Annotated in this window: 26 protein-coding genes; 9 read left to right on the top strand and 17 right to left on the bottom strand. The window is 64.2% G+C overall.

Annotated features, from left to right (window positions below; all coding sequences use genetic code 11):
- Window positions 1–76 precede the first annotated feature (76 nt).
- On the top strand, window positions 77–1,384 hold the full coding sequence (locus AB5I84_RS11095; RefSeq protein WP_369455924.1) for a hypothetical protein: 1,308 nt from the start codon (window positions 77–79) through the stop codon (window positions 1,382–1,384).
- A gap of 5 nt (window positions 1,385–1,389) precedes the next feature.
- Here AB5I84_RS11095 and AB5I84_RS11100 read toward each other — a convergent pair whose 3' ends face one another.
- The gene (locus AB5I84_RS11100) at window positions 1,390–1,983 is read right to left on the bottom strand and encodes an HNH endonuclease (RefSeq protein WP_369455925.1); all 594 of its coding nucleotides are present in this window, start codon (window positions 1,981–1,983) and stop codon (window positions 1,390–1,392) included.
- A 378-nt stretch (window positions 1,984–2,361) separates the two neighbouring features.
- Here AB5I84_RS11100 and AB5I84_RS11105 point away from each other — a divergent pair, with 378 nt between their 5' ends.
- Together AB5I84_RS11105 and AB5I84_RS11110 are read left to right on the top strand one after the other, a co-directional pair.
- Complete coding sequence (locus AB5I84_RS11105; RefSeq protein ID WP_369455926.1) at window positions 2,362–3,951, top strand: GMC family oxidoreductase; 1,590 nt, start codon at window positions 2,362–2,364, stop codon at window positions 3,949–3,951.
- A gap of 1 nt (window position 3,952) precedes the next feature.
- Window positions 3,953–4,330 (top strand): GFA family protein, encoded by a 378-nt coding sequence (locus tag AB5I84_RS11110; protein WP_369455927.1) that lies wholly within the window; start codon window positions 3,953–3,955, stop codon window positions 4,328–4,330.
- A 55-nt stretch (window positions 4,331–4,385) separates the two neighbouring features.
- Here the strand turns inward: AB5I84_RS11110 and AB5I84_RS11115 are convergent, their stop codons facing one another.
- On the bottom strand, window positions 4,386–5,768 hold the full coding sequence (locus AB5I84_RS11115) for a Do family serine endopeptidase (protein ID WP_369455928.1): 1,383 nt from the start codon (window positions 5,766–5,768) through the stop codon (window positions 4,386–4,388).
- A 229-nt stretch (window positions 5,769–5,997) separates the two neighbouring features.
- On the opposite strand from AB5I84_RS11115, the gene nhaA reads away from it, so the two are divergent.
- On the top strand, window positions 5,998–7,296 hold the full coding sequence (gene nhaA, locus AB5I84_RS11120) for a Na+/H+ antiporter NhaA (RefSeq protein WP_369455929.1): 1,299 nt from the start codon (window positions 5,998–6,000) through the stop codon (window positions 7,294–7,296).
- Between the two features lie 148 nt (window positions 7,297–7,444).
- On the opposite strand, the gene AB5I84_RS11125 is transcribed toward nhaA, so the two are convergent.
- Window positions 7,445–7,786 (bottom strand): hypothetical protein, encoded by a 342-nt coding sequence (locus AB5I84_RS11125; RefSeq protein WP_369455930.1) that lies wholly within the window; start codon window positions 7,784–7,786, stop codon window positions 7,445–7,447.
- A 363-nt stretch (window positions 7,787–8,149) separates the two neighbouring features.
- Between AB5I84_RS11125 and AB5I84_RS11130 the strand changes: the two genes are divergently transcribed.
- Window positions 8,150–9,277, top strand: coding sequence for a DUF3047 domain-containing protein (locus tag AB5I84_RS11130; protein WP_369455931.1), 1,128 nt, complete (start codon window positions 8,150–8,152; stop codon window positions 9,275–9,277).
- 719 nt (window positions 9,278–9,996) lie between these two features.
- Here AB5I84_RS11130 and AB5I84_RS11135 read toward each other — a convergent pair.
- Window positions 9,997–10,662 carry a class I SAM-dependent methyltransferase gene (locus AB5I84_RS11135; protein ID WP_369455932.1) on the bottom strand — a complete coding sequence of 222 codons (666 nt, stop codon included), beginning with the start codon at window positions 10,660–10,662 and terminating at the stop codon, window positions 9,997–9,999.
- Window positions 10,663–10,770: 108 nt separating this feature from the next.
- On the opposite strand from AB5I84_RS11135, the gene AB5I84_RS11140 reads away from it, so the two are divergent.
- Window positions 10,771–12,579 (top strand): hypothetical protein, encoded by a 1,809-nt coding sequence (locus AB5I84_RS11140; protein WP_369455933.1) that lies wholly within the window; start codon window positions 10,771–10,773, stop codon window positions 12,577–12,579.
- A 3-nt stretch (window positions 12,580–12,582) separates the two neighbouring features.
- Window positions 12,583–13,791: a CaiB/BaiF CoA transferase family protein gene (locus AB5I84_RS11145; RefSeq protein WP_369455934.1), complete on the top strand. Its 1,209-nt coding sequence runs from the start codon at window positions 12,583–12,585 to the stop codon at window positions 13,789–13,791.
- Between the two features lie 97 nt (window positions 13,792–13,888).
- Here the strand turns inward: AB5I84_RS11145 and arr are convergent, their stop codons facing one another.
- From arr to AB5I84_RS11165, 4 genes are all read right to left on the bottom strand, one after another.
- Window positions 13,889–14,341: an NAD(+)--rifampin ADP-ribosyltransferase gene (gene arr / locus AB5I84_RS11150; protein ID WP_369455935.1), complete on the bottom strand. Its 453-nt coding sequence runs from the start codon at window positions 14,339–14,341 to the stop codon at window positions 13,889–13,891.
- Window positions 14,342–14,382: 41 nt separating this feature from the next.
- On the bottom strand, window positions 14,383–15,012 hold the full coding sequence (locus AB5I84_RS11155; protein ID WP_369455936.1) for a dihydrofolate reductase family protein: 630 nt from the start codon (window positions 15,010–15,012) through the stop codon (window positions 14,383–14,385).
- Between the two features lie 248 nt (window positions 15,013–15,260).
- Window positions 15,261–15,737, bottom strand: a complete 477-nt coding sequence (ybaK, locus tag AB5I84_RS11160; protein WP_369455937.1) for a Cys-tRNA(Pro) deacylase — start codon at window positions 15,735–15,737, stop codon at window positions 15,261–15,263.
- A 7-nt stretch (window positions 15,738–15,744) separates the two neighbouring features.
- On the bottom strand, window positions 15,745–16,062 hold the full coding sequence (locus AB5I84_RS11165) for an Mpo1-like protein (protein WP_369455938.1): 318 nt from the start codon (window positions 16,060–16,062) through the stop codon (window positions 15,745–15,747).
- A gap of 161 nt (window positions 16,063–16,223) precedes the next feature.
- On the opposite strand from AB5I84_RS11165, the gene AB5I84_RS11170 reads away from it, so the two are divergent.
- Window positions 16,224–17,444, top strand: coding sequence for a serine hydrolase domain-containing protein (locus AB5I84_RS11170; protein ID WP_369455939.1), 1,221 nt, complete (start codon window positions 16,224–16,226; stop codon window positions 17,442–17,444).
- On the opposite strand, the gene AB5I84_RS11175 is transcribed toward AB5I84_RS11170, so the two are convergent.
- The 5 genes from AB5I84_RS11175 to xerD form a co-directional block, all read right to left on the bottom strand.
- Window positions 17,438–17,839, bottom strand: a complete 402-nt coding sequence (locus AB5I84_RS11175; RefSeq protein ID WP_369455940.1) for a globin — start codon at window positions 17,837–17,839, stop codon at window positions 17,438–17,440. The genes AB5I84_RS11170 and AB5I84_RS11175 overlap by 7 nt on opposite strands.
- A 110-nt stretch (window positions 17,840–17,949) precedes the next feature.
- Window positions 17,950–19,029, bottom strand: coding sequence for a threonine synthase (thrC, locus tag AB5I84_RS11180; protein WP_369455941.1), 1,080 nt, complete (start codon window positions 19,027–19,029; stop codon window positions 17,950–17,952).
- 66 nt (window positions 19,030–19,095) lie between these two features.
- A complete protein-coding gene (locus tag AB5I84_RS11185; RefSeq protein ID WP_369455942.1) occupies window positions 19,096–20,400 on the bottom strand; it encodes a homoserine dehydrogenase in 1,305 nt (434 codons plus the stop codon).
- Window positions 20,401–20,655: 255 nt separating this feature from the next.
- Window positions 20,656–21,399, bottom strand: coding sequence for a DsbC family protein (locus AB5I84_RS11190; protein WP_369455943.1), 744 nt, complete (start codon window positions 21,397–21,399; stop codon window positions 20,656–20,658).
- A gap of 83 nt (window positions 21,400–21,482) precedes the next feature.
- A complete protein-coding gene (gene xerD, locus AB5I84_RS11195; RefSeq protein ID WP_369455945.1) occupies window positions 21,483–22,397 on the bottom strand; it encodes a site-specific tyrosine recombinase XerD in 915 nt (304 codons plus the stop codon).
- A gap of 118 nt (window positions 22,398–22,515) precedes the next feature.
- On the opposite strand from xerD, the gene AB5I84_RS11200 reads away from it, so the two are divergent.
- A complete protein-coding gene (locus tag AB5I84_RS11200; RefSeq protein ID WP_369455946.1) occupies window positions 22,516–22,773 on the top strand; it encodes a GlsB/YeaQ/YmgE family stress response membrane protein in 258 nt (85 codons plus the stop codon).
- 68 nt (window positions 22,774–22,841) lie between these two features.
- Here the strand turns inward: AB5I84_RS11200 and rplS are convergent, their stop codons facing one another.
- From rplS to rpsP, 4 genes are read right to left on the bottom strand one after another with little or no spacing between them, the layout of a single operon-like run.
- Window positions 22,842–23,207, bottom strand: coding sequence for a 50S ribosomal protein L19 (gene rplS / locus AB5I84_RS11205; RefSeq protein WP_369455947.1), 366 nt, complete (start codon window positions 23,205–23,207; stop codon window positions 22,842–22,844).
- Window positions 23,208–23,256: 49 nt separating this feature from the next.
- Window positions 23,257–24,024 (bottom strand): tRNA (guanosine(37)-N1)-methyltransferase TrmD, encoded by a 768-nt coding sequence (trmD, locus tag AB5I84_RS11210; protein ID WP_369455948.1) that lies wholly within the window; start codon window positions 24,022–24,024, stop codon window positions 23,257–23,259.
- Between the two features lie 13 nt (window positions 24,025–24,037).
- Window positions 24,038–24,577: a ribosome maturation factor RimM gene (gene rimM, locus AB5I84_RS11215; protein WP_369455949.1), complete on the bottom strand. Its 540-nt coding sequence runs from the start codon at window positions 24,575–24,577 to the stop codon at window positions 24,038–24,040.
- Between the two features lies 1 nt (window position 24,578).
- Window positions 24,579–24,830, bottom strand: a complete 252-nt coding sequence (gene rpsP / locus AB5I84_RS11220) for a 30S ribosomal protein S16 (RefSeq protein ID WP_369455950.1) — start codon at window positions 24,828–24,830, stop codon at window positions 24,579–24,581.
- Window positions 24,831–24,967: the final 137 nt, after the last annotated feature.

Below are 24,967 nucleotides of genomic sequence, written 5' to 3' on the forward strand. Positions count from 1 at the left end.
CCACCGCAGTCAGCCAATCGGCTAAGCTAGGCGCCATCTGCGTCATGATGACGCCGCGGCCACCGGAGGGATGCCGATGACAACCCGGTCAGACACCCAGTTCGACCTCAACATCTATGACGAGCTGTTGCTGCGGCTCGACCAGCCCAGTCATCCGCTCGGGTTGCAGCTGGAAGTGCGCAAGGACGGCCACTTCGATGCCGAGCGCCTGCAGCAAGCGCTGCTGGGCGCCACCGCCAAGCATCCGATGAGCCGCGCACGGCTGGTGAGTGGTGATGACGCCACCTTCCGTTGGCAGATCGCGCCATTGCCGGAGCGGGTGGCGCTAAAAGTGGTGCCGGTGCAGGACGACGAAGAACTCGCCAGCCAACGCAACCGTTTCCATAGCCAGCCCCTGCCACTGCTGGACGGCCTACCGTTCCGGGCGCTGCTGGCGCAAGGCGACGACAACGACCTGTTGCTGCTGAACATGAGCAATGTGGTCACCGATGGCGTCGGCCTGTACAGCTTCCTGATGAGCACGCTGCGGCTCTACAGCGACGCCGCCCGCGACTTGCCGGAACCGGATCTGGCGCTGACCCGCGCGGCGGCCATCCAAACCCCGCCGGACGACGGTTTGCAACGCCTCGGCGGGCTGATGCAGGTGCTCGGCAGCACCTTCAAGCCGCCCGCGCGCATTGCCGCCTCCGGCGGCGAGGAGCTGCCTGGCTTCGGCTTCATGCCGGTACGCTTCAACAGCGAGCACACCCGCAACCTGCAACAGCTGCGTCGCCATGGCGCCACCATCAATGATGTGTTGATCACCGCCCTGCATCTGGCAATCCAGCGTTGGAACGACGATCACCAAAGCAGCACCGGCCGCATCGACATGATCATGCCAATGAACACGCGCGCCGAAGATGAACGCGCCCAAGTGGCCAGCAATTTGTCGCTGTGGGTGAACGTGAACAGCCGCGATAGCGAACGGGTCGATTTCGACACGTTGCTGGCGGCAGTGGCGGCGCAGACCCGCCAGCTGAAGGAGCGCACCAACCTGACCACGCTGGCGACGGTGATGCACGAGCTGCATGGCTTGCCGCAGTGGCTGCGTGGAGGCGGGTTGGATGCGTTGCTGCCACTCACTAGCCAGCGGCTGACCGCCACCACGGTGCTGAGCAACCTGGGCGCGGCACCGCCGGATGATGCCGCCACCTTGGAAAGTTTGGGCATCCGCGAGCTGTGGTTCTCGCCACCGTGCCGTCCGCCGCAGGGACTGTCGTTGGGCACCGCCACCCTCGGCGGCCAGCTGCATCTGTGTTTCCGTTATCCGTTGCAGCAGTTCGATTCCGACAGCGCTTGGGCATTCGCCGAGATCTTCCTGGAGATCCTGCAACAGGGCCGCTGAGCGGTTCAGGCGGAGGCGCGCACCCGTGGCGCGTCGTCCCGCAGCCAGCGGCTGTTGCGGGAAAACTGGCTGCGCAGGAACGCCATTTGGTCGCCGCGGATACGGTGGCTGTTAATCAGCGCCAGGTACTCGGCCATGTTCGGCACGTACGGCAGCGCCAGCAGTTCCATACCGCAATGCTCCAACAGCCGGTCGCCCTTGTGCTGGTTACAGCGGCGACAGGCGGACACCACATTCAGCCAGCGGTCTTTGCCGCCCCTGGAGGTGGGCAAGATATGGTCGCGGGTGAGCGCGTCGTCGTTGAAATGCTGGCCGCAATACAGACACAGGTTCTGGTCGCGGCGGAACAGTGCGCGGTTGGTCAGCGGCGGCACCTGGCGCGGTGACGGGTTGAGCCGGCCGTCGCAGGCAATGATGGCGTGCAGCGACAGCTGCGAACGTTCGCCGGTACGGCGTGACCAGCCGCCCTGCACGTGGTAGATCACATCGCCCAGCGTCCAGGTGACCAGACCGCGAGCGTAGAGCGTGGCGGCGTCTTGCCAATGCAGCCACTCCATTGGCTTGCCGGCAATATCCAGCCGCAAAATGCGTGCCCCCATCCAAGCGTCCTCACAGTGGTGCCGCCGGCACCGGTGGGGCCGACGGCAACGCGCGCGGCCCAGGCCGCGTGCAAACGTGGCCACCTCCGATCGGGAAGCGGCCCTGTCGAGCGGCGGCAAGGTGATGGATGCCGCCGCTATAAAGAGGAGCTGGCGCTGCCCGGGTAACACGGCAGCGCTCAAAAGATGATCGATCATACCCAGCCGATCACTGGCTCCACAAGCGCACACTGCTGCCGGCGCGGTCTTTCCTCGTCCGCGCTTTGCGATTAACGTGACCCTCCGAAGGAGCGGCACGACCGCCCCGCCATGCCGGAGCCTGCTCCAGGGGCCATAGTGCCGGCGCCTCTTTTCTTCCGTGTGACAGGACCCGTTCCCATGTCCTATGACTTCCTCATTATCGGTGCCGGTTCTGCCGGCTGTGTGTTGGCCAACCGGCTGTCCGAGAACCCCAACCACCGCGTTTGCTTGCTGGAAGCTGGTCCCAGCGATGACAACCTGATGGTGCGCATGCCCGCCGGCATCATTGCACTGATGGGATCGCGGCGACGCAACTGGCGCTACACCACGGCGCCGCAAACTGCGCTCAACCACCGGCAGGTCTATATTCCGCGCGGCAAGACGCTGGGCGGCTCCAGCGCCGTCAATGCCATGATCTACACCCGTGGCCACCAGTGGGACTACGACCACTGGGCCGCACTGGGCAACCAGGGCTGGAGCTGGGATGAGGTGTTGCCGATCTTCCGCCGTTCGCAGAATCAGGAGCGCGGCGAAAACAGCTTCCACGGTGTCGGCGGCCCGCTCAACGTCGCCGACCTGCGTTACCGGCATCCGGTCAGCCAAGCCTTCATCGATGCCTGCGGCGAAGCGGGCTTCCCGCTGTCTGACGACTTCAACAACGACGTGCAGGAAGGCTGCGGCTTCTACCAGGTGACGCAAAAGGACGGCGAGCGCTGCGGTGTGGCGCGCGGCTACCTGCACCCGGTGCTGGAGCGCCCGAACCTGACGGTGATCACTGAAGCACGGGTCAACCGCCTGATCCTCGACGGCAAACGGGTGATCGGCGCCGAGTACAGCCGTCGTGGCCGCGCCGAGCGCGTGGAAGCCGGCGAAACGCTGCTGTCCGGCGGCGCCATCAACTCGCCGCAGGTATTGATGCTGTCTGGCATCGGTCCACAAGCCGAGCTGATGCGCCATGACATCCGGGTGCAGCATGCGCTGCCGGGCGTCGGCCAGAACCTGCAAGACCACCCGGATGCGCTGGTGGTGCACCGCTCGCTCAAGCACGACACCCTCAGCCTGTCACCGCTGGCGCTGCCGCAGCACCTCAAATCACTGTGGCAGTACTTCAGCGAACGCCAGGGTCCACTGACCTCCAACGTGGCGGAGGCCGGTGGCTTCATCAAATCGTCGCCGGATGAAGACATTCCCGACCTGCAGCTGCATTTGACCGCGGCAATGCTGGACAACCACGGTCTCAACCGGCTGTTCGCCATGGGCTGGGGCTATTCCGCCCACGTCTGCATTCTGCGGCCGCAGAGCCGCGGCAGCATCACCCTACAGAGCGCCGATCCGCGCGAGGATGCGGTGATCGACCCGGCCCTGCTGGCGCATCCCGACGACATGGAGCGCATGGTGCGGGCGGTGAAACAGGTGCGCAAAATCCTCGCCCAGAAGGCGCTGGACGACTGGCGCGGCGCCGAGGTGTTCCCCACCAACGCACCGCAAACGGACGAGGAATACCGCCAATTCCTGCGCGAGAAATGCGACAACATTTACCACCCGGTGGGCACCTGCAAAATGGGTATCGACGACCAAGCGGTGGTGGCACCGGATTCGCTGCGGGTACACGGCCTCGACGGCGTGCGAGTGGTGGATGCATCGGTGATGCCGACCTTGATCGGCGGCAACACCAACGCGCCGACGGTGATGATCGCCGAGAAAGCGGCTGATCAGATCCTGGCCTGAGATGGCGACGCCGATCCGCGGCCAATGTTTGTGTGGTGCCGTGCGCTACCGTGTTGTCGGTCGCATCGACCACAGCATTGTCTACTTCTGCAGCCACTGCCGGCAGGCGCAAGGCGGCCTTGGAGCCTGGAACAGTCCGCTGGATGCAGCGCTGTTCCAGCTCGACGATGGCGCCGACGCGCTGGCCGAATACCGCCACACCGCCGGCAAAGCACGGGTGTTCTGCCGCCATTGCGGCACGCCGCTGTACTCCTACCGCGACGATCTGCCCGGCGTGCTGCGGTTACGGCTTGGGAGCGTAACCGATGGCCCGCTGCCCGCGCCGCAGGAGTGCTTTTACAGCGCGCAGAAGCCGCCATTTCTCACCCATGAAAACTGATAATCAACCACAAAAAAGCCCGCGTGATGCGGGCTTTTTTGTGCGCCATGCATAGTCAGCGAATCACCACAAAGAAGCTGCCGCCCTGGCGATTGAGACGCAGCAACAGTGCTGCCTTGGGATCGGTCACTGCCGCCCGCAGCTGGTCCATGTTGCGCACATCCTTGCGGTTGACGCTGATGATGACATCGCCCGGCAGCAGGCCGGAATGGGCGGCGGCGCTGCCACGCTCCACCCCTTCCACCAGCACGCCGCTGCTGGCGTGATCGATCTCGCCATCGCGCAGATCGCGCAACTGGGCGCCCTTGATGTGGTTGGAAATAGCCGCGCCGTCCGCCGCCTTGCCACCGGTTTCGCGGATCACCGCCACCACCGCGTGGCGCTTGCCGTCACGCACGATGTCGAGGCGGATTTCATCGCCCACCGGCGCCAGCCCGACGCGATTGCGCAGATCCACCGCGTTCTTCACCGCGATGCCGTCGACCTGGGTGACCACGTCACCGGGGCGCAGTCCGGCATCCTGGGCAGCGCTGTCTTCCAGCACCTGGCTGATCACCACACCGGTGCGCTGCTGTACCTTGAATGCCTCCGCCAACTCGGTGTCGAGATCCTGCACTGTCACCCCCAACACGCCACGACGCACCTCACCGTGCTCGATCAGCTGGGTCATGATGTTGGTGGCAATCGACGTGGGAATAGCAAAGCCGATGCCGACGTTACCACCGGCCGGCGCAATGATGGCGGTGTTGATGCCCACCAATTCGCCGCGCAGGTTGACCAGCGCGCCGCCGGAGTTGCCGGGGTTGATGGAGGCATCGGTCTGAATGAAGTTTTCATAGCCATCGATGCGCAGCCCGGAACGACCCAGTGCCGAGACAATGCCGGACGTCACCGTCTGGCCGAGCCCGAACGGGTTGCCGATCGCCACCACAAAGTCGCCGACGCGCAGGTTGGATGAATCAGCAATGCTGATTTCCACCAAGTCCTTGGCCTCCACCTTCAGCACCGCCAAATCGACGCCAGTATCGATGCCCTTCAGCTCGGCCTTCAGCACCCGGCCATCCACCAGCGTCACCTCCACCGCTTCGGCGTTGCGTACCACATGAGCATTGGTGAGCACATAGCCGTTGCGGGCATCGACGATCACGCCACTGCCGGCACTGGCGGTGCGTTGGGACGGCATCGGGCCATCTGGAATGTTAAAAAAGCGACGGAAAAACGGGTCCTGCATCAGTGGATTCTGATGCGAGCGCACCCGCGCCATCACCGAAATGTTGACCACCGCCGGCGTGACTTTCTCTAACGTCGGCGCCAGTGAGGGCAGCGGTGTGCCATCGGCCACCGCGGTCGGAAGTGCTGCAGTGGCGGGCACTGCAAGCCAAGGGAGCAACAAGATAAGCGCCAGCCAAGGACGGCGCAGACGGGCTGTATCGGACACCGGATCTCCTCCTTCACACCACAAAATAAGGCACTGCCAGTGTGCAGTACCGGACTTCGACCGCGGCGGCCGTACCCGGGTTCCAGCCGTTGGTCAGCGCCGCAGCGGTTCAACCAAGCGCTGAATTTTTCTATACTTCGCGGCGGGTGTCCGCACTGTCATGCTGGTGGTCGGACAGGTTAATCCGTTGTATGCGAGGTCGGGCCGCCACGCAGGAGAAACCGTGCCCATGACCTCTATTCATGCCCCTCCCCACTCTTTTCGTGCGCGCCTGACCGCTTTGCTACACCAGGAATCGTTCAGCGGCGCCCTGCTGATGTTCACCGCGCTGGTAGCGATGCTATGGGCCAACTCGCCCTGGGCGGCCAGCTACACCGCGCTGTGGGGCAGCCAGATTGGCGTGCGCCTCGGCCCGTGGGCGGTGGAGCAATCGCTGGCGTTCTGGATCAACGACGGCGTGATGACGTTCTTCTTCCTCGCCGTTGGTATGGAAATCCGCCGTGAAATGCACCAAGGCGCGCTGTCTGATCGGCGCCAAGCGATGTTGCCGGTGGGCGCTGCTCTCGGCGGCGTACTGGCCCCGGCGCTGGTCTACCTAGCGCTCAACCATACCCCCGGCACTATCGAGGGCTGGGCGGTGCCCACCGCCACTGACATCGCTTTTGCGGTGGGCGTGCTGGCGCTGTTGGGTCGCCATTGGCCGCCGAGCGTGCGCATCTTCCTGCTGTCACTGGCGATCATTGACGACATCTTAGCGGTGCTGATTATCGCGCTGTTTTATTCCGGCGGGCTGGAGCCGCTGGGCTTCCTGCTGGCCGGCGCCGGCATCGTTGGAGTGCTGTGGATGCAGCGCAGCGGCGTGCTCAGTCCCTGGCCGTATCTGGTGCCCGGCGCGCTGGTGTGGCTCGGCATCCTGTGGGCAGGCGCCCACCCGACGCTGGCCGGCGTGGTACTCGGCCTGATGACACCGATGCAGGTGCGCAAACCCAATGCCGTGCGCCTGACGCAGCTGCGTGAGCAGGTGAGCCGCTGGGATCAAGGCGAAGCACCCGAATTACCGCGTCTGGACCGTGCTCACCGCGCGCAGCAGGACTTGCTGCCGCCGGCGATCCGCGTTCAGCAACGACTGCACCCGTGGGTGGCCTACCTAGTGATGCCGCTGTTCGCATTGGCCAATGCCGGCGTGTCACTGACCGAGGTGCCGCACGGCGATGCGCAGGTCAACGGCCTGATGCTCGGCATCGTGCTGGCACTGGTGGTCGGCAAGCCAATTGGCATTGTGCTGGTCACCGCGCTGTTCTTGCGCCTCGGTCTCGGCCAGATGCCGCCGGGCATGAGCTGGCGTGCAGTGTGGCTGGTGGGCCTGCTGGCCGGGATCGGCTTCACCATGTCGATCTTCATTGCCAACCTGGCCTTCGCCGATGCTGGGTTGCTGGCCGGCGCCAAGCTCGGCGTACTGGTGGCCTCGGTGACTGCGGCGCTGCTGGGGTTGCTGTGGGGACGACTGGCGCGTCCGCGCAGCGCCTGATCAGCAGCGATAATGGAAAACGGCGGTGCCTGCTGGCACCGCCGTTTTTTGGTCTCGGCTGGGCTGCTTGAGGCGGAACAGAACCGCACCTTTTGGTGCGCTTTTCTGCTCTCGGCAGGCGCGCACTCCAATACCTTGCCGTCAGGGATCAGGGCGTGGCCTGCGGCTGCAACGGTGCCGGCAGTACCGACAACCGCACCGGCGCCCCGAGCAGTTTTCCCGCCGCTTTCTTGTTGTCGCTGAGCGCCTTGTCAGCAGTATCCGCGGCCAGAATGTCGAGCACCACCTGACCGGTGGCCGGGTCGACATGACGCCCCTGCAAAGTCGGGAAAATCGCCTTCAGTTCATCCACCGACGCTCCCCGGCTCTGCACCCATTGCGGCGCTGTGGCGGTGCCCGGTGCCGGCTCCTGCGCGCAACCAGCCAGCGCGGTGGCCGCCGCCAGCAGCGGCAAGCCCAAGCCGAGCAGCAACCCGGCAGCTCGCTTCAATGGGCGTCTTGTCACCGCACAATCCTCTCAACATTGATGAAGGGGCGCCGGTGCCGCTCACCCGGCCCGCCGGCTAGATGACGTTGCCGCCCGGCCCCCGCTACGCCGATACCGGGCCATGACCATCCATGCTAGAAGTGCGGCGGTGACCGCCGCATGACCGGGCCGTCGGCCGCGTTGCCGGAAACGCCGAAAGTGATCGCCAGTGGCGCCGACATTCAGATCTTTTGCAAAGACCCGGCGCTTGCCGCAGGCACCGGCAGGTACCAAAGTTGCATTGCCGGCAGCTTCGCGGCAGCACTACTTTCAGAATTCCGAGCGGCCGCGGTGCCGCCGCGCACCCTATTATAAAAAGGACAAATCGTGCCCAAGCCTGCCCTCCATCTGCGTCTTGCCCAAGCCCTGGAACTGGTCGGTGACCAAGGCCAGCCCCAGGACCATCACGGTCTACCGCAGCGCAATGCGCCGGCACCGCTGCGGGTGTTTCTGCCGTTCATCCGCCAACGCAAACGGCGCCAGCAGCGCCGCCTCGCCGCCAGCGCACTGCACCCAGAACACGGCGCCGGCACGCTGTCGCTGGGCGCCGACCAGCGCTGGCATGACGCCGGCATTAACGTCAGCAAAGGCGAACCCATCTTGATCAGCGCCAGCGGCCGCCTGTTCCTCAACAAAGCGCTGGAAGTGAGCGTCGGCGCCAAAACCTGCCTTTGGTACCGCATCGGTTCCGGCCACATCAATCGCTGCATCAGCGAACGCCACAGTTTCATTGCCGATGCCGATGGGCCGCTGTATCTACAAGCCGCGCTGCCGGGCGCCTTCGACAGTCCCGCCGGCACCCTCGCCACGGAACCGGCGCCGCCGCACATCACCGGCAGCTTGCAGGTCAGCGTCAGCCGCCAACCGCAGGAGCTGCCCACCGCGACAGCGCCGCAAGGCTGGCAGTATTTGTGGCGGCTGGGCGAGGCGGCGATTTTCGATCAGTGCGACGGCACCATCTGCTGCCACACCCATGGCGATGTGGGCATCCTGCAGTACGACATCGACCGACCGCTTACCGACAGCAGCCGATTGAGCTGGGACTGGCTGGTGGACGCACTGCCGTCGACGCTGCCGGAACACATCCAGCCCACCCACGATTACCTGTCGATTGCGGTGGAGTTCGATAACGGCCTTGATCTGACCTACATGTGGAGCAGCCAGCTGGCGCCGGACACCATTTTCCAGTGCCCGCTGCCCTATTGGGACCAGCGCGAAACCCATTGGGTATTGCGCAATCCGGCCCTGCACGCCCTGCATCAATGGCACAGCGAATCACGCCCGCTGTTGGAGGATTACCGCCGCGCCATCGGCGGCCCGCTGCCGGCACGCATCGTGCGGGTCTGGCTGATTGCCAACTCGGTGTTCCAAAACAATCCGGGACGCTGCCAGTACCGCGCCATCACGCTGGAGGATGCCGACGGCAGTACTGGTCTGTTGGAGGATGGGGAGTAAACACCGCGCTTGGGCGGTCGTGGGGACGGATGCCGAAAAAGAACGAGCGCGATGCGGTTGCAGCGGTTCTTAGCTGGTGTGACGTCGGTAGGTCGAAACCAGTCCTGTTCGATGGAATGCAGTGTGTGGATCGAGACAGGGTGCCATTGGCTTCAGCGTGGCGTGGCGTGGTGTCGCGTTCGGGCTTGGGCTTGGGCTTGGGCTTGGGCTTGGGCTTGGGCTGGGGCTTGGGCTTGGGCTTGGGCTTGGGCTTGGGCTTGGACTTGGACTTGGCTTGGACTTGGCTTGGACTTGGACTTGGTCTGGTCTGGTCTGGTCTGGTCTGGTCTGGTCTGGACTGATTCAGTTGGGATCGCACACGAACGCAATCCAGCTCAGGGTTAGCGCCAGCAGCAGTATCGGTTTTGCGTAGGCGCCATTCCACATGACCCATCCACCGTAACTGAACCAACTGCGTCCAACGCGGCCCGAGCCGGGTCAGCTCGGCCTGAGTCCGCGCGGTTCGGGTCGATGCAGATCGCTCGCTCCAGCGCTCAGCTCAGGCTGGCAGCATGATCGACGCTGCTCCCCACCTTCACCCCGGCCGGGTCCAACTCAGCTCGATCCATCGCATTCTGCCGGGTTCAAGCCGGATCAACCCCGTCTGCGCCGGTTCAGTTGGTGGGCCAGTGCAAACCGCCGCTGCCAAACCGCCAAAATTAGGCTGCTACGAGACAGCATCACCCGGCCTGGAACAGCCGCACCTGGTTGAACTCGCGTGATTCGCCCAGATCTGGCCAAGTCAGCGCCTGTTGCTGGCCGAGCCGGGTATAACCGTCCGGGTTCAGATCGGGGATGCGCGAATCCGCCAGCATCACTGCCGGCTTACGTGCGCCGGCGCGAAAGCGCGCCAGTAGGCCAAGATTGTCGCGGTCGTAGAGGATGTCTGCAGCGGTGACGCAATCGGCCAGTGCCAGGCACTGTTCCAGATCATCGCTTAGTTCCACAGTGACACCGTTGTGGGCGGCATTGAGGCTCACTGCCACCCGCGCCAGCGGGTCCACGTCACAGGCGATCACCCGCGCGGCGCCGGCCTGAGCCGCGGCAATCGCCACCACGCCAGAGCCACTGCCCACATCCACCACGGTGCGCCCGGCCACCCACTGCGGATGATCGCGCAGCCACGCCCCCAGCACCTGCCCCGATGCCCAGCAGAACGACCAGTAGGGCGGCGCATCCATCAGCGCGTTGATGACGGCGGGTTCCAGCGCTTGCTCTCGCATCAAATCGTCCATCAGCCATAAGCTGACGCTGGGCAATTGCGGCAGCGCCTGTGGCCGCAACCGGGCGCTCGGCAGCAAGCTATGCAGGTGGGTATGCAAGCGCGCCAGCAAGGCGTCTCTCATGTCAGTGGCTCCAGCGCAAAGTCTGCAATAATCCGGCGATATCAGGCGCCGGCATGCCGGCACGGCAGTGAACCACCGTCCCCAATGAATGGATGCGGAGCATAGCAGATGAGAGCAATCAGCTTGTGCGTACTGGGTGCGGTGCTGGCGCTAGCGGCCGCCATCGCCCACGCCGTCAGCGACGACACTGTGGCTCACTGGGCCGAACGCTACCGCGATGATCCCGGCGCCCTCGGCGCCGGCCGCGAACGGTTGGCCGACATCAGCCCGGCGCAATTCGACCGGGTACTGGAACAACTGCAACTGACCCCCTACACCCATTTGGCGCCCGTGGCGATCGCCGCCGACCGGCTGCCGATGGCCCAGGGTCGCAGGCTGGAACAGTTGTCCGTGATGGCGGTGCGCGGCGGTCAGCTGGTACCGATCCCGTTCCAGATCGACGAGTACGACCGCGAGGGGCTGGTTTGGGCCGGCCCCCGCAAGGGCCGTGTTGCCGACGGCGAACCGGGCCGTTTCGATGCCCACGATGAAGTGCTGATGATGTATCGCGATGCCGGCATCGAACGCTACCGCCGCAGCGAGCATGGCGCCTTACCCGGAAGCCTGCTGGCCGAACTGACACTGCATGCCGATGGCCAACCGACGCGTCACGCCTACCTGCTGCAGGACGCCGCGCCGCGCTCCAACGTGCGCTACGTGGCTCTGGACTTAGAGCACGGCACAGTGGACACCACGCTGCTGTCACTGCGCTTTAATCCTGACAACCTGGCGCAGGTCACCGGCCTGGCGCCGCGACTGGGGCCAGACCGCAGCCGCAGTCTGCTCGATGCGCTGCACCTGGAGCTGAGCACCGGCGTGCTGCACCGCGCACTGCGTATCACCCTCGACAACCGCGCCAATATCCGCGCGGTGCCGTTGGCCACCGCAGTGGGGCCGATCCGCGCCAGCGTGCTGCTGGAAGCCCGGGTGTGGTACCTCGGCATGCCGATGTTCTGGCGCGAAACCTTCGCGCTGCACTTCTACGAACAAGGCGTCGGGCTGCCGCTGCGGCTGTCACTGAACAAGCTTGGCGCGGCACGTTTCTTCGTGTCCATGCTGCGCGAGCCGCGCATGGAACTGCGCGCCGACCTGTCCCATCCCGGCGGCGCCGAAATCAGTTTCCAGCGCGCGTGGCAGCACCAGCAGCGGGCGCGTTCCGATGGCCGCATGGATAGCGCTGAACAAGCGCTGAACCAATACCGGCTGCCGGGCGACTGGGTCAGCATCGACTCCAAGCGCGGGCTCGCCATCCTGTTCGACAACCGCATCCCGATCACCGAGGGCGGCCTGCTGGATGATTTCCTCGACGGCGCCGAGCTGCACATGCTGTACCGCGACCGGCCCGATGCCGCCGGTCCGCAACTGGGCTTCGCGGCCACCGGTCTGCCGCCACGGCTCGTGAAACTGCTCGGCGCGATACCCAAACTGCCGAAAACATTGGACCAACTCGGCGCCGCACTGGCGTGGATCGATCAGCATCCGGACCCCAGTCTGCTGCGCGACTTTGATGAGCTGCTGGCTCAGGTACTCAGCGCCCACCGACCACCGCTGGCCAATGCCGATGACCTGTACTCACTGCTGGTGGAAGATATCCGCCGTATGCGCTTTGCCGGACTCGACAGCGAGGCATTGATGCCGCTGGTACAGCGCTCGCTACGCGCCGCAGCGCCTACGCCCACCCGCGTCGATCACCGCGCGCTACTGCACCGTATCCGCAGCGATGGCGCCGCCGTGGGCGTGGACCTCGACCAACTGCGCCATGTGCAACTGGACAACGCGTTCTGGTTTCCCCATCGTCTCGACGATCCGGCGGCCTTCCATGCGGCCGCCCGCGCAGCGGTACGCGTGAACGTGACCGCCCCTTCCACGCAGGAGTGACGCATGACTGATTCGCCCCGGTTGCCGCTGGCCGGCATCCGCGTGATTGAGCTTGGCCAGCTGTTGGCCGGCCCCTTTGCCGGCGCGTTGCTGGGTTACTTCGGCGCTGAAGTGATCAAGGTGGAACCGCCGGAGGGCGACCCCATCCGCGGTTGGCGCCTGCGCGATGAGCAAGGCACCTCGTTCTGGTGGCGCAGCCTCGGCCGCAACAAGAAGTGCGTAACGCTGGACCTGAAGCAACCGCAGGGCGTGGCGCTGGCGCGGCAGTTGATTGCCGGCGCCGACGTGGTGATCGAGAACTTCCGCCCCGGCACGCTGGAAAATTGGGGGCTGGCGCCGGAACAACTGCGCGCCGAGCAACCGGCGCTGATCTATGCGCGCATCTCCGGTTACGGCCAGACCGGTCCCTATGCGGACAAACCCGGTTTTGCCTCGGTTTGCGAAGGCTTGGGCGGCTTCCGCCACGTCAACGGCATGCCCGGCGAGCCGCCGGTGCGCCCTAACCTGTCGATGGGCGATACCCTCGCTGGCCTGCACGCTGCTTTGGGGATTGTGCTGGCGCTGTTCCAGCGCGAACGCGGCGGCAACGGCCAGGTGGTGGACGTGGCGCTGTTCGAGGCGGTGTTTAACCTGCTGGAAGCGGTGATTCCGGAGTTCTCCGGCGCCGGCGCGGTACGCGGGCCGTCGGGATCTACCGTCACCGGCATCGTACCCACTAACACCTACCGCTGCGCCGACGACCGCTTCCTGATCATCGGCGGCAACGGTGATTCCATTTTCAAACGCCTGATGAGCGCCATCGGCCGTGATGATTTAGCCAACGATACGCGCCTGGCCGACAACGCCGGACGAGTACAACACGAAGCCGAAATCGACCAAGTGCTGGGCGACTGGTGCGCCACCCTGCCGCTGGAGCAAGCGCTAGCGGTGCTGGAAGCGGCGCGGGTGCCGGCCGGCCCGATTTACTCGGTGGCCGACATGCTGCGCGACCCCCACTTCCAGGCCCGCGGCCTGTTCGAGCAGGTGGAAATCAACGGCCAACCGCTGACGCTGCCGGCGCTGCTGCCGCGCCTCACTGACACTCCCGGACGCACCGCCTGGCCGGGCCCGGCGGTGGGCGCTCACAACGAAGAAGTGCTGCGACAGGGATTAGGGTTGAGTGATGCAGACTGGGCCGCGCTGGTGCGCTCGGGAGTAATCGCACAGAAGTAAGCTTTACTCCCGACTTGCGGCGCTGACATCGGTAGCCTGTTTGAACAACCTACCCTAGGGCTCTGCACCGCCGAAACACACCGGGAACAGCGTGCAGTCAGTCTTCTATCACTGCGATCCCCTGTCGCTGACGATCGCGAATCGACGCAACCATGCGCGCGACCTCCGCAACGCTGTGCGGTGTCCAGCCCACCACTACTGCCTCCACGCGCAGCGCTCCTGGAGTTCGGTAACTTCGGGTGGGATTACCGGGAAAGCGTTTGTTAGTGAGATTCGGATCGTCCTCGAATGGCGCAGTTGGGCGGACCCGATAAACCCAACCCGGCCCACTGTTGCCCGTCAGTGCTACCGCCAGCTCAGCGCCCCAGACAGCGGATTCAAGCAGGGCCGAAAAGTAGACGTGCCGCAGCCCGCGACCGCCATCAAAGTGGGACGGGTACCCCGGCACCAACAGTGCCCCCACCGCTAGGTGGGCCCAGCTGCCATGGTAAAACGGGCCCGCTATGGCGCCACAGTTTTCGCTGGTGACGGCAGCCCAGTCTGTTGTCACAGGCACTCTCCCCTGCCGTACACGGCTGCGGCCGGCGCCGCTCAGCGACGCACGTAACGCAAATGCGTGGCCGCTGCAGTATGAATAACCCGATCAATGCGAAACTGCGGTAGCGGCTCCCGTCGCTGTTCGAACAACCGCCGGCCGCCGCCGAACAAGATAGGCACCAAGGCGATTTCCAGTTCGTCGACAGCATCCAAGTCCAGATACTGCTGGATAGTGTCTGCACCGCCAGAAATGCGGACATCGGCATCGCCAGCACTAGCGCGCGCCAGCGCTAACGCCGACTCAGGTCCCTGATCGACAAAGTGGAATTCGGTGCCTCCGGGGCGTAGCCATGGCGCCCGCGGTCTGTGAGACAGCACATATACCGGTGTCTGGAACGGCGCGTCTTCAGGCCAGGTCTGCTCGCCCTGCTCGAACATCCGCTTGCCCATGATGTAGGCACCGGTGCGCTCGAAGGTATGGCGCAACAAGTCATTCACCGGCCCTGTTTCGCCGCCCGCGCCCAGCTTTAATCGCTCGCGCAAGTAACGCTGGTTGAGCGCCCATGCCATCAGCTCTCCCCATTTGGCCCCCCACCCTTGATTGCCCGGGTCGTGCATCACCATGCCTTCCGGTGCGATATATCCGTCGAGACTCAGCCCCACACTCACGAACACGCTGCCCATCCTGCTGCTCCTCTGGCTGACTCTGACGCGACGCGTAGACCTGTTTATCAACGGCAGGTCACCGCCGGTACCAACACGTCTTTAGATGGAGCGCAGCACATACTCAAGAGGTCCAACGACGAAATGCTGGATTTCGTCGTATTGCGGAACAGAACGGAGGGGAGACTGTTGGCACCAGGTCAGCTAGGCGGCGTCGAGTTTGCGAGGGTGCTCGACCAGCCCCTGCAATCCCGTACCGTGGCAGGTTTTTAGTCGCCGGCGCGGCCGATGGGCGCGAATTTGGCGCCGGTGAGCGCGGCTAGATCCGCGGGCGCCAGCGACAGATCAAGTCCCCGCTTGCCACCGCTGACATAGAGTTGCTCCAGCGCCTCGGCACTGCTGTCGATCACTGTTGGCAAGCGCTTCTTCTGCCCCAGCGGGCTGACTCCCCCGAGCACATAGCCGGTACTGCGCTCCACCTTGGGCGGCGGCGCCATCGCTACTTTTTTCACTTCCAACGCCTGTGCCATGCGCTTGAGATCAAGCTGCCCGGACACCGGCACCACCGCCACCGCCAGCTGCCCGCGTTCGGTTTCCACCACCAAAGTCTTGAACACTTCGGCGCGATCCAGACCGAGTTTGTCAGCGGCTTCCTGGCCGTAGCTGTCAGCACCGGGCTCATGGCTGTAGCTGTGCATCTGGTAAGCGATCTTGGCTTTGCGCAACGCATCAATGGCGGGAGTCATCGGCCACTCACCAAGCGATACGGCGCAGCAGGATGTCTTTGAACATGACGAAGTCGCCGGCCAGGCTGTAGAACGGGTGCTGGAAGGTAGCCGGACGATTCTTCTCAAACACGAAGTGGCCGACCCAGGCAAAGCCGTAACCGAATACAGGCATCGCCAGCAGCCACCAAGGACTGGCACCGGCCACCACTGCGGCAGCTATCAGCAATACGCCCAAGGTGCCGAAGAAATGCAGCCGGCGGCAAATGACGTTGGTGTGTTCCTGCAAGTAATACGGGTAGAACTCGGCGAAGGATTGGAAGTCGCTCTGTTTTATTGTGCTCATGTGACTCTCCCCTGTGACTGGACCGCGACAGCGGCGGTCATTGACCGGACACCGCCCGCGGCGGCGCGCCACGGCCTCGGTGGCGGCAACGGCCGGCGCGTACACTGCGGCAACGCTCGGCGTGCCCGGGCATTGATAACAAGTTCGTTGCGAGTCTGTCCATGGCCCTGTCCTTGCCGTTGCCCCGTTTCCTGACCCGTCCCCGCCCCGTTGCCAGCGACCGGGGTATCGAAGCCCCAGCCGCTGCCGGCGGGCTTGATGAACAAGACCGCATTGCCATCGAGCGGCGACTGGAACGGCTCTATCGCACTGGTATGTCGCCGGGCGTGGCGTTTGCCCTGCGTCGCCACGGCGAACTGGTGTTTAACCGCGCCTACGGCGAGGCCGACCGCGAGCAGGGTCGGCCGCTGACCGTGGACACGCCGATTTGTCTGTTTTCCGCCTCGAAAGCGGTCACCGCCATCCTGATCCACCAGTTGGCGGCGGAAGGTCAGCTCGACCTCTATCAGCGTGTCAGCCATTACCTGCCGGAGTACGGTCGCAACGGCAAGCACCGCACCACGCTGATGCAGGTCTTGATGCACCGCGCCGGCATCCCGCGCATCAGCGGCGACGCCAGCGCCGAAGACCTGTTCGACGACGGCCGCATCCTGCAATTGATGTGTGACGCTGAGGCGCACCGCCCCGGTCGGTTGCAGTCCTACCACGCTATTACCGGTGGTTTCGTGCTCGGTGAAGTGATCCGCCGGGTCACCGGCGACAGCCCCAATGTGCTGCTCGATCGTGTCATCCGCCAGCCGCTGGGGATGCGTTATTTCCGTTACGGCGATGACGGTGCAGGGGTACCGGCAGCGCGCAATTACGCCACCGGGGTTCCCTTGAAAGGGGTGGATTATTTCCTTACCCACGCGGTGGGTGCCGGACTCGGTGAAGTGATCGACGCGTCCAACGACCCACGCTTCCAGCAGGTGGTGATCCCGGCCGGCAACCTCTACGCCACCGCTGAAGAAGCCTGCCGTTTCTTCCAGCTGCTGCTCGACGGCGGCCGCTATCAGGGCCGCCAAGTGCTGCGCCCAGACGTGGTGCGACTGGCCACCACCCGTACCGGCCGTGGCAGCCAGTTCGACCGCACGCTGATGCTGCCGCTGGAGTTCTCCCCCGGCTTCATGCTCGGTGCGCGCGGGCCGAATATTTTCGGCCTCGGCACCCCGCATGCATTCGGCCATCTCGGCTTCATCAGCATCTACTGCTGGGCTGATCCCGACCGAGCGCTGTCAGCAGCGCTGCTGACCACCGGCAAATGCGTGGCCGGTCCGTTGGTGCCAGCGGTGATGGCGTTCCAGCATGACCTCAACCGGCGTACTGCCGGCCGCCGTCAGTAGGCGCCGCTGATCACGTCAATGCCGCCCTGCATCACCGCGCGCCATTGGCGCTCCAGCTCCGGCACGTACTCCGGGTCGTGGCTGCGGATGGTGGTCATTAACGCATCCAGCCACAGTCCGTACCAAGATGGGTGGATGTCATAGCCGCCGCGGCTGTGGCTCTTGCCCAGGTCGCGCAGCTTACCGCCCGGCGCGCCACGCGCGTACATGATCAGCCACAGCAAACCCGCACGCAGCAGGTGGCGCTGGGCCGGCATGTCGGTGTCGACGAACTTGGCTCGAATGGCCTCGGATGAGCCCATGAAATGGGTATAGAAGTCTTCGAAGAAACGTTCGCTACGGCAGCAACGACCGTAACTCTGGAATACGGCATCAGCATCTGACAGCGGCCGCATGGCGATCTCCCCCAACAACCCAGAGCAGGTGCGTCCTGCCCCCGGCTGGGTGCCCCGATCAAATGCGGCCGGGCGGTGCCTTCCCCAGCACCGCACCGGCCACACACTGGTTACATCTGTGACAGGATGGCGTCGCGTACCGCGCCCAGTTCGGCGTCGATGGTGACCATGCGCGCTTCGCGGCACTGCTCGATAGCGGTGTCCGGATCCTTCAGGCCGTTGCCGGTCAGGGTGCAGACCACGGTGGAGCCTTCCGGAATCTTGCCGGAACGGACATCACGCATGGCCCCACCCAGTGACGCGGCAGACGCCGGCTCACAGAACACCCCTTCTTTTTCTGCCAGCAGACGCTGGGCAGCGAGGATGTCGTTGTCCTGGAGTTCGTCGAACCAGCCCTGTGATTCTTTCTGCAGTGCCCACGCTTTATCCCAGGACTGCGGGTTGCCAATGCGGATCGCGGTGGCCACGGTTTCCGGATCAGCTACTGGCCCGCCACGCAGGAACGGCGCCGAGCCGGCCGCTTGGTAACCGACCATCTTCGGCAGGCTGTTGCAGACACCAGCACGGTGGTATTCGCTGTAGCCCATCCAATGCGCGGTGATGTTGCCAGCGTTGCCGACCGGCAGGCAGTGGAAGTCCGGCGCACGGTTGAGTTCTTCAACGATCTCAAACGCAGCGGTCTTCTGACCTTGCAGGCGGAACGGGTTGACCGAGTTGACGATGGTCACGGGCGCCTTGTCAGCGACTTCCTTCACCAGCTGCATGCCGGCGTCGAAGTTACCGCGAATCTGCATGATCACGGCGCCATACATCATTGCCTGGGCCAGTTTGCCCATGGCGATCTTGCCTTCAGGGATCAGCACGAACGCAGTGATGCCGGCGCGCGCGGCGTAGGCTGCTGCTGCCGCCGAGGTGTTGCCGGTGGAGGCGCAGATGATGGCATTGCTGCCGGCTTCTACCGCCTTGGTCACCGCCATGGTCATGCCACGGTCTTTGAACGAACCGGTCGGGTTCAGACCTTCGTATTTGACGTAGATATCCACGTCCTTGCCGAGCAAGCGGGGAATGTTCTGCAAACGGATCAGCGGCGTGTTGCCCTCGCCCAGGCTGATCACCGGGGTGTTCTCGGACACCGGCAGGTGGTCGCGGTAGCGGTTGATCAGTCCGGTGTAGCGTTCGCGCATCAACATGGAATCTCTCTATCTCTCGCTGTACAGGACCGGCGCCCGCCGGCCCATCGTCGGTGTGGGGTGGGCTTAGGCGCCCAGGGTGTCCACGCGAATGCGCATGATATCGCCAATCACGTCGCCCAGGGCACCGATTTGTTCCAGTGCCTGGCGCATGGCGCTCTCGCGCACGGTGTGGGTCAGCAGCACGATCGGCACCGGGCTGTCGCCGTCCACATCCTGCTGGTGCAGCGCCTCAATGCTGATGCCCTGCTCGCTAAGAATGCGGGTGATGTCCGCCAACACGCCGGTGCGGTCACGCACATGCAAGCGCACATAGAAGGAGCACTCGACTTCGTCGATGTCACGCACGCGCTGATCGGACAGGCCATTGGTCTGGAAACCGAGGTAGGGCACGCGGTCCGCCTGCGGCACTGCCAATGTGCGCGCCAGCTCGATCACGTCCGCCACCACCGCCGAAGCGGTCGGCAGGGAGCCGGCACCGGCGCCGTAGAACAGCGTCGGGCCCACTGCATCTCCTTCCACCATGACGCCGTTCTTGACGCCATTGACGTTGGCCAGCAGCACTTCCTTCGGCACCAGCGTCGGGTGCACACGCAGCTCGACACCGTCGCTGGTTTGGCGGGCAATGCCAAGGTGCTTGATGACGTAGCCGAAATGATCCGCCGCGCGGATATCTTCTGCGGTCAGCTTGCTGATGCCTTCGGTGTACACCTTGTCGAACTGCAGCGGAATGCCGAACGCCAGCGACGCCAAGATGGTCAGCTTGTGCGCCGCATCGATGCCTTCCACATCGAAGGTGGGATCGGCTTCGGCATAACCCAGCTCCTGGGCTTCCTTGAGCACGTCAGCGAAATCGCGGCCCTTCTCACGCATTTCAGTGAGGATGAAGTTGCCGGTGCCGTTGATGATGCCCGCCACCCAATTGATGCGGTTGGCAGCCAGCCCTTCGCTGAGTGCTTTCAGGATCGGGATGCCACCGGCCACCGATGCCTCGAACGCGACGTCCACACCGTGCTCCGCCGCTGCGGCAAAAATCTCGTTGCCGTGCTCGGCAATCATCGCTTTGTTGGCGGTGACCACGTGCTTACCGTTGGCGATGGCGCGCAGCACCAGCTCGCGCGCCACCGTGGTGCCACCGATCAGCTCAATCAGGATGTCCAGCTCAGGATCATCAGCTAGCGCCATGACGTCGGCCGACACACGGATGTCGCCGATATCGCAGTGGGGGTTGGGGCGGCGGGCGCCAATGTGGGTAATCTCGATCGGCCGGCCAATGCGGCGGGCAATATCCGCGGCACTGCTTTGCAATACATTGACGGTGCCACTGCCCACCGTTCCCAAACCGGCGATACCGACCTTCACAGGCGCCACAACCTTGCTCCTCATAAACTGATGCGGTCTGCGCCGCGCCGCAGCGCTGCGCGTGGCCTGCCCAGCGAGCCGCACCCCAGCGATCCCCGCCACGGCAAGCGTGGGGGCAAAGCGGACATGGGATGGAACCGGGCAGGAAGCCCGACACCTTACTTGGGCACTTGGGGGACGTCAATGAAGGGCGCGGTGGCCGCGGACTGTGATGAGGTGCAGTGCGCAGCGCCGTGAAAATCGGCGCCGCGCAGCACCCAAGATTCAGCGCGTGACGCCGAGACGGCGTGCCAGCTGCTCGGCCGGCAGGTAGCCACCCAACTGCTGGCCATCGAGGGAAAACACCGCCGGCGTGCCGTTGACGCCGAGTTGATGACCGAGCTCCAACTGACGCGCCACCGGGTTGCTGCAAGGAGCCGGCGCGGTGGCCAGCCGACCACGGGTTTTCGACTCGGTCATCGCCGCCAGGCTGTCGTCGGCACACCACACCTGCTCCATCAGCTTGCCGCTGGGGCTGTTGGCGCCGGCGCGCGGGAATGCCATGTAATGGACGGTGATGCCGAGCGCGTTGATCTGCTCGATCTCACGGTGCATTTTTTGGCAGTAACCGCAGGTGGGATCGGTGAACACCAGGACTTCCGCTTTCTGGTTGGCCGCCGGGAAGGTGACCGACTGGCTCAGATCAAGCTTCGCCAATTGCTGCGCACGACGGGCCGCCTCACCCTCTTCGGTGAGGTTTTTCACGCCCTGCTCACTGACTTTGAACAGCTCCCCGGCAATCAAAAAGCTGCCGTCGCTGCTGGCGTAATAACGCTGCTTGCCGTTGAGCTCGATTTCAAACAAGCCGGCCATTGGTGTCGGCTCTACCGAGGTCACCACGCCGCCCTGCCCCTCGGCGCGCAGTGCCCGTTCCACATTGCGTTTGATGTCGGTGCTGGCCTGGGCCACGCCCGCCAACACCGCCAGCAGCAGGACCGCCAGCCCCCCACGCATCCATACTTTGCCCATTCGTCTCACTCCCTGTTTTGTTATCGCCGGCACGAGTGTGCCGCTTCCGTTCTGACGTTGAAAGTGGCGGTTGGTTTCACCGTTCATCCGCGCGGATGGTGTTCGGCATGCAGGGTCTTCAACCGCTGCTGAGCCACATGGGTATAAATCTGCGTGGTGGACAGGTCGCTGTGGCCCAGCAACATCTGCACCACGCGCAAGTCGGCACCGTGATTAAGCAGGTGGGTGGCGAACGCGTGACGCAAAGTGTGCGGCGACAGCGGCTTACTGATGCCGGCCACCTTGGCCAGATGCTTGATGCGGTACCAGAATGCTTGGCGCGTCATCACCCCGCCTTCGCGGCCAGGAAACACCATGTCGCTGGCCTGCACCCCCAGCAACTCTGCGCGCGCTTGGCGCAGATAGCGCTCCAGCCAGCGTAGCGCCTCGTCACCCAATGGCACCAAGCGCTCTTTGCGGCCCTTGCCCATCACCCGCACCAGCCCTTGAGTGAGGCTCACTTGGGTCAGTGTTAGGCCGGTCAGCTCAGACACCCGCAGGCCAGCGGCATAAATCACTTCCAGCATGGCGCGATCGCGCAGTCCCAGCGCACTGTCGAGGTCCGGCGCCGCCAGCAACTGCTCCACATCTTGTTCGGTGAGGGTGTCCGGCAGCCGCCGGCCGAGACGTGGGCGCTCCACCCGCAGCGTCGGATCCTCGGCGATACGGCCCTCGCGCAGTAACCAGCGGTAGAACCCGCGCAGCGCCGACAGATGCCGCGCCACCGAACGCGGGCTCATGTTGGCGGCGGCCAGCGCGCTGAGATAGCGATACAGGTCGCCACGGTGACAGCCGGGCAAGCTGGCGCCCTGCTCTGCACACCAGCGGCCGAACCGGGTTACATCGCGACGGTAATTGTCGAGGCTGTGGGGACTGAGGCCTTTTTCCAGCCATAGGCTGTCCAGCCACTGCTGGATCAAGGCGGCGTCGGCCGCCGTCGGCGCCAGGACTGCACTCATGGAAATGCTCTGCAAATCGGGAATTTACCAAACATAACAGCGCCCTCAGAAGTGCTGTAGTAATAATTCCTGTGGGAAATAAGTCCACAACAAACTGCTAAGCAGAGGGAGCATCGCTATGGCCATCCTGACCTGGATCATCCTCGGCCTGATCGCCGGGGTCATCGCTAAATGGATCATGCCGGGACGCGATCCGGGCGGTTTCATCATCACCGTGATCATCGGCATCGCCGGCGCCTTCGTCGGTGGCTGGCTGGGCAACATGCTCGGCATCGGCACCACTACCACCGGCGGCCTGTCGATCGCTTCGATCGTCACCGCTGTGGTCGGCGCCATTGTGCTGCTGGCACTCTACCGCCTGATCGCGCGCGCCTGAGCGTATCCACCAGGCACAAAAAAGGGCCGCATTGCGGCCCTTTTTCTATGCGCGGAAAGCACGCCGGCTCAGTTGGCCGAACGCACCTTCTCTTTGATGCGCGCGGACTTGCCGGAGCGCTCACGCAGGAAGTACAGCTTGGCGCGACGTACATCACCACGACGCTCAACGGTGATGGAGTCCACCAGCGGGCTGTGGGTCTGGAAGGTACGTTCTACGCCCACGCCGTGGGACATCTTGCGCACGGTGAACGCGGAGTTCAGGCCGCGGTTGCGCTTGCCGATAACCACGCCGGTGAATGCCTGCAGACGCTCGCGGGCGCCCTCTTTCACCTTTACCTGTACGGTCACGGTGTCGCCCGGTGCGAAGTCCGGCACATTGGTCTTCAGTTGTGCTTGCTCAACTTCCTGCACCAGAAGTTTGCTGCCGCTCATGTCTGCCTGCTCCTGTTACTGTCATGGCCGGCACTGGGACCGGTCGTTGTTACGCTGTCGAATCCTGCTCGCGGATGAATTCCGCCAGCAATTCCTGTTCTTCCTTGCTGAGCCCAGGGTCAACTTGTCGGGCTGCCAGCAAATCCGGTCGGCGCTGCCAGGTGCGTCCCAGTGACTGCTTGAGACGCCAACGGCGTACCGCTTCATGGTGGCCACTGAGCAGCACATCCGGCACCCGCCGCCCGGCAATATCCACCGGGCGCGTATAGTGCGGACAATCCAGCAGGTTGGTCAGTGATCCACTGAACGAATCCTGCTCCGCCGATTCCCGATGTCCGAGGACCCCGGGCAACCGGCGCGCCATGGCATCCATCAACACCATGGCGGGCAGCTCGCCGCCGCTGAGCACGTAGTCACCGATCGACCACTGCTCATCCACTTCCATTTCCACAACCCGCTCGTCGATACCTTCGTAGCGGCCTGCGATCAAAATCAATGCTGGCTCGGAAGCCAACCGATCCACTGCCGCTTGCGTCAGCGGCGACCCTTGCGGGGTCAGGTAGATCACTTTTGCCGAGCTGCCCACTTGCTCGCGGGCACTGGCCAAAGCCGCCAACAGCGGCTCCACCTTCATCAGCATTCCCGGGCCGCCACCAAACGGGCGGTCGTCCACGGTGCCGTGGCGGTCGGTGGTGAAATCCCGCGGGTTCACCGCCGAAACGGTCAACCGCCCGCTGTCCACCGCGCGACCGGTAATGCCGTATCCGGTCAGCGCCTGGAGCATGTCGGGAAACAGCGTCAACAGCGCCAGTTTCATACCTGCTCCCGGCTCAGAATTCGGGATCCCAATCCACCTCGACGGTGCCCGCCTCAGTGTCGATATCACCGACTACATCACCCGGCAGCCACGGAATCAGGCGTTCCTGCCGATCCATGCTGTCACGGTCGCCGCGCACCACCATGACATCGTTGGCACCGGTCTCGAACAAACGATCCAAGCGCCCCAAGTCACGGCCGTCAGCGAGCTTGACCCGCAGGCCAATGAGATCACGCCAATAGATCTCGTCATCCGCTGCCGGCGGCAGGGTATCGCGGGCGATGGCGATGTCGCGGCCGATCAAACGGCGCTCAACATCGGTACGGTCCACCACCCCATCAAGCAGTGCCACCAGCCCCTTGCCTTGCAGGCGGCCGTTGGCCAGCTTGATCGGCTGCCAGCCGGCATCCATACGGATAAACCACGGCTGATAGTCGAAAATATTCTCGCGGGGATCGGTGAAGGATTGCACCTTGACCCATCCCTTAATGCCATAGGCCGCAACAATGCGGCCTATGACCAGTGCGTCTGCGTCGGACAAAGCGGTCTGCATATCAAGCAGACTGCTTGCGGTGCTCCTTGAGCAGCGACTGAACGCGCTCGGAGGTGCCGGCGCCGTTGCCAACCCAGTGCGCCAGACGCTCTTCGTTCAGGTTCAGACGCACTTCGCCACCGCGAGCGATCGGGTTAAAGAAACCCAGGCGCTCGATGAAGCGGCCATCACGCGCATTGCGGCTGTCAGTTACCACAACGTGGTAGAACGGACGCTTTTTTGACCCGCCACGGGCCAGACGAATGGTTACCATACGGTTTCTCTGCCTTGTAATCTTTGCTTTCGGGACTCCGCCACGGCGGCCGACCCCCGGAATCCGCGACTCGGACCCAGAAAGGCCGCAGATTGTAGCCATGTCGCCGCGACTTTGAAAGGGGTTTTTTCATTGGC

Origin of the sequence: Alcanivorax sp. REN37 (assembly GCF_041102775.1) — a bacterium.
Lineage (GTDB): Bacteria > Pseudomonadota > Gammaproteobacteria > Pseudomonadales > Alcanivoracaceae > Isoalcanivorax > Isoalcanivorax beigongshangi.

Coding starts and splice junctions, on each gene's coding strand:
- AB5I84_RS11100 (WP_369455925.1), bottom strand. CDS start 1,983: ATGGGGGCACGCATTTTGCGGCTGGATATTGCCGGCAAGCCAATGGAG.
- AB5I84_RS11190 (WP_369455943.1), bottom strand. CDS start 21,399: ATGGGCAAAGTATGGATGCGTGGGGGGCTGGCGGTCCTGCTGCTGGCG.
- AB5I84_RS11155 (WP_369455936.1), bottom strand. CDS start 15,012: ATGGGCAGCGTGTTCGTGAGTGTGGGGCTGAGTCTCGACGGATATATC.
- ybaK (WP_369455937.1), bottom strand. CDS start 15,737: ATGACTCCCGCCATTGATGCGTTGCGCAAAGCCAAGATCGCTTACCAG.
- rplS (WP_369455947.1), bottom strand. CDS start 23,207: ATGAGCGGCAGCAAACTTCTGGTGCAGGAAGTTGAGCAAGCACAACTG.
- AB5I84_RS11095 (WP_369455924.1), top strand. CDS start 77: ATGACAACCCGGTCAGACACCCAGTTCGACCTCAACATCTATGACGAG.
- AB5I84_RS11145 (WP_369455934.1), top strand. CDS start 12,583: ATGACTGATTCGCCCCGGTTGCCGCTGGCCGGCATCCGCGTGATTGAG.
- rpsP (WP_369455950.1), bottom strand. CDS start 24,830: ATGGTAACCATTCGTCTGGCCCGTGGCGGGTCAAAAAAGCGTCCGTTC.
- trmD (WP_369455948.1), bottom strand. CDS start 24,024: ATGAAACTGGCGCTGTTGACGCTGTTTCCCGACATGCTCCAGGCGCTG.
- AB5I84_RS11175 (WP_369455940.1), bottom strand. CDS start 17,839: ATGCGGCCGCTGTCAGATGCTGATGCCGTATTCCAGAGTTACGGTCGT.
- nhaA (WP_369455929.1), top strand. CDS start 5,998: ATGACCTCTATTCATGCCCCTCCCCACTCTTTTCGTGCGCGCCTGACC.
- AB5I84_RS11110 (WP_369455927.1), top strand. CDS start 3,953: ATGGCGACGCCGATCCGCGGCCAATGTTTGTGTGGTGCCGTGCGCTAC.
- xerD (WP_369455945.1), bottom strand. CDS start 22,397: ATGAGTGCAGTCCTGGCGCCGACGGCGGCCGACGCCGCCTTGATCCAG.
- thrC (WP_369455941.1), bottom strand. CDS start 19,029: ATGTTGATGCGCGAACGCTACACCGGACTGATCAACCGCTACCGCGAC.
- rimM (WP_369455949.1), bottom strand. CDS start 24,577: ATGCAGACCGCTTTGTCCGACGCAGACGCACTGGTCATAGGCCGCATT.
- AB5I84_RS11105 (WP_369455926.1), top strand. CDS start 2,362: ATGTCCTATGACTTCCTCATTATCGGTGCCGGTTCTGCCGGCTGTGTG.
- AB5I84_RS11135 (WP_369455932.1), bottom strand. CDS start 10,662: ATGAGAGACGCCTTGCTGGCGCGCTTGCATACCCACCTGCATAGCTTG.
- AB5I84_RS11140 (WP_369455933.1), top strand. CDS start 10,771: ATGAGAGCAATCAGCTTGTGCGTACTGGGTGCGGTGCTGGCGCTAGCG.
- AB5I84_RS11170 (WP_369455939.1), top strand. CDS start 16,224: ATGGCCCTGTCCTTGCCGTTGCCCCGTTTCCTGACCCGTCCCCGCCCC.
- AB5I84_RS11200 (WP_369455946.1), top strand. CDS start 22,516: ATGGCCATCCTGACCTGGATCATCCTCGGCCTGATCGCCGGGGTCATC.
- AB5I84_RS11165 (WP_369455938.1), bottom strand. CDS start 16,062: ATGAGCACAATAAAACAGAGCGACTTCCAATCCTTCGCCGAGTTCTAC.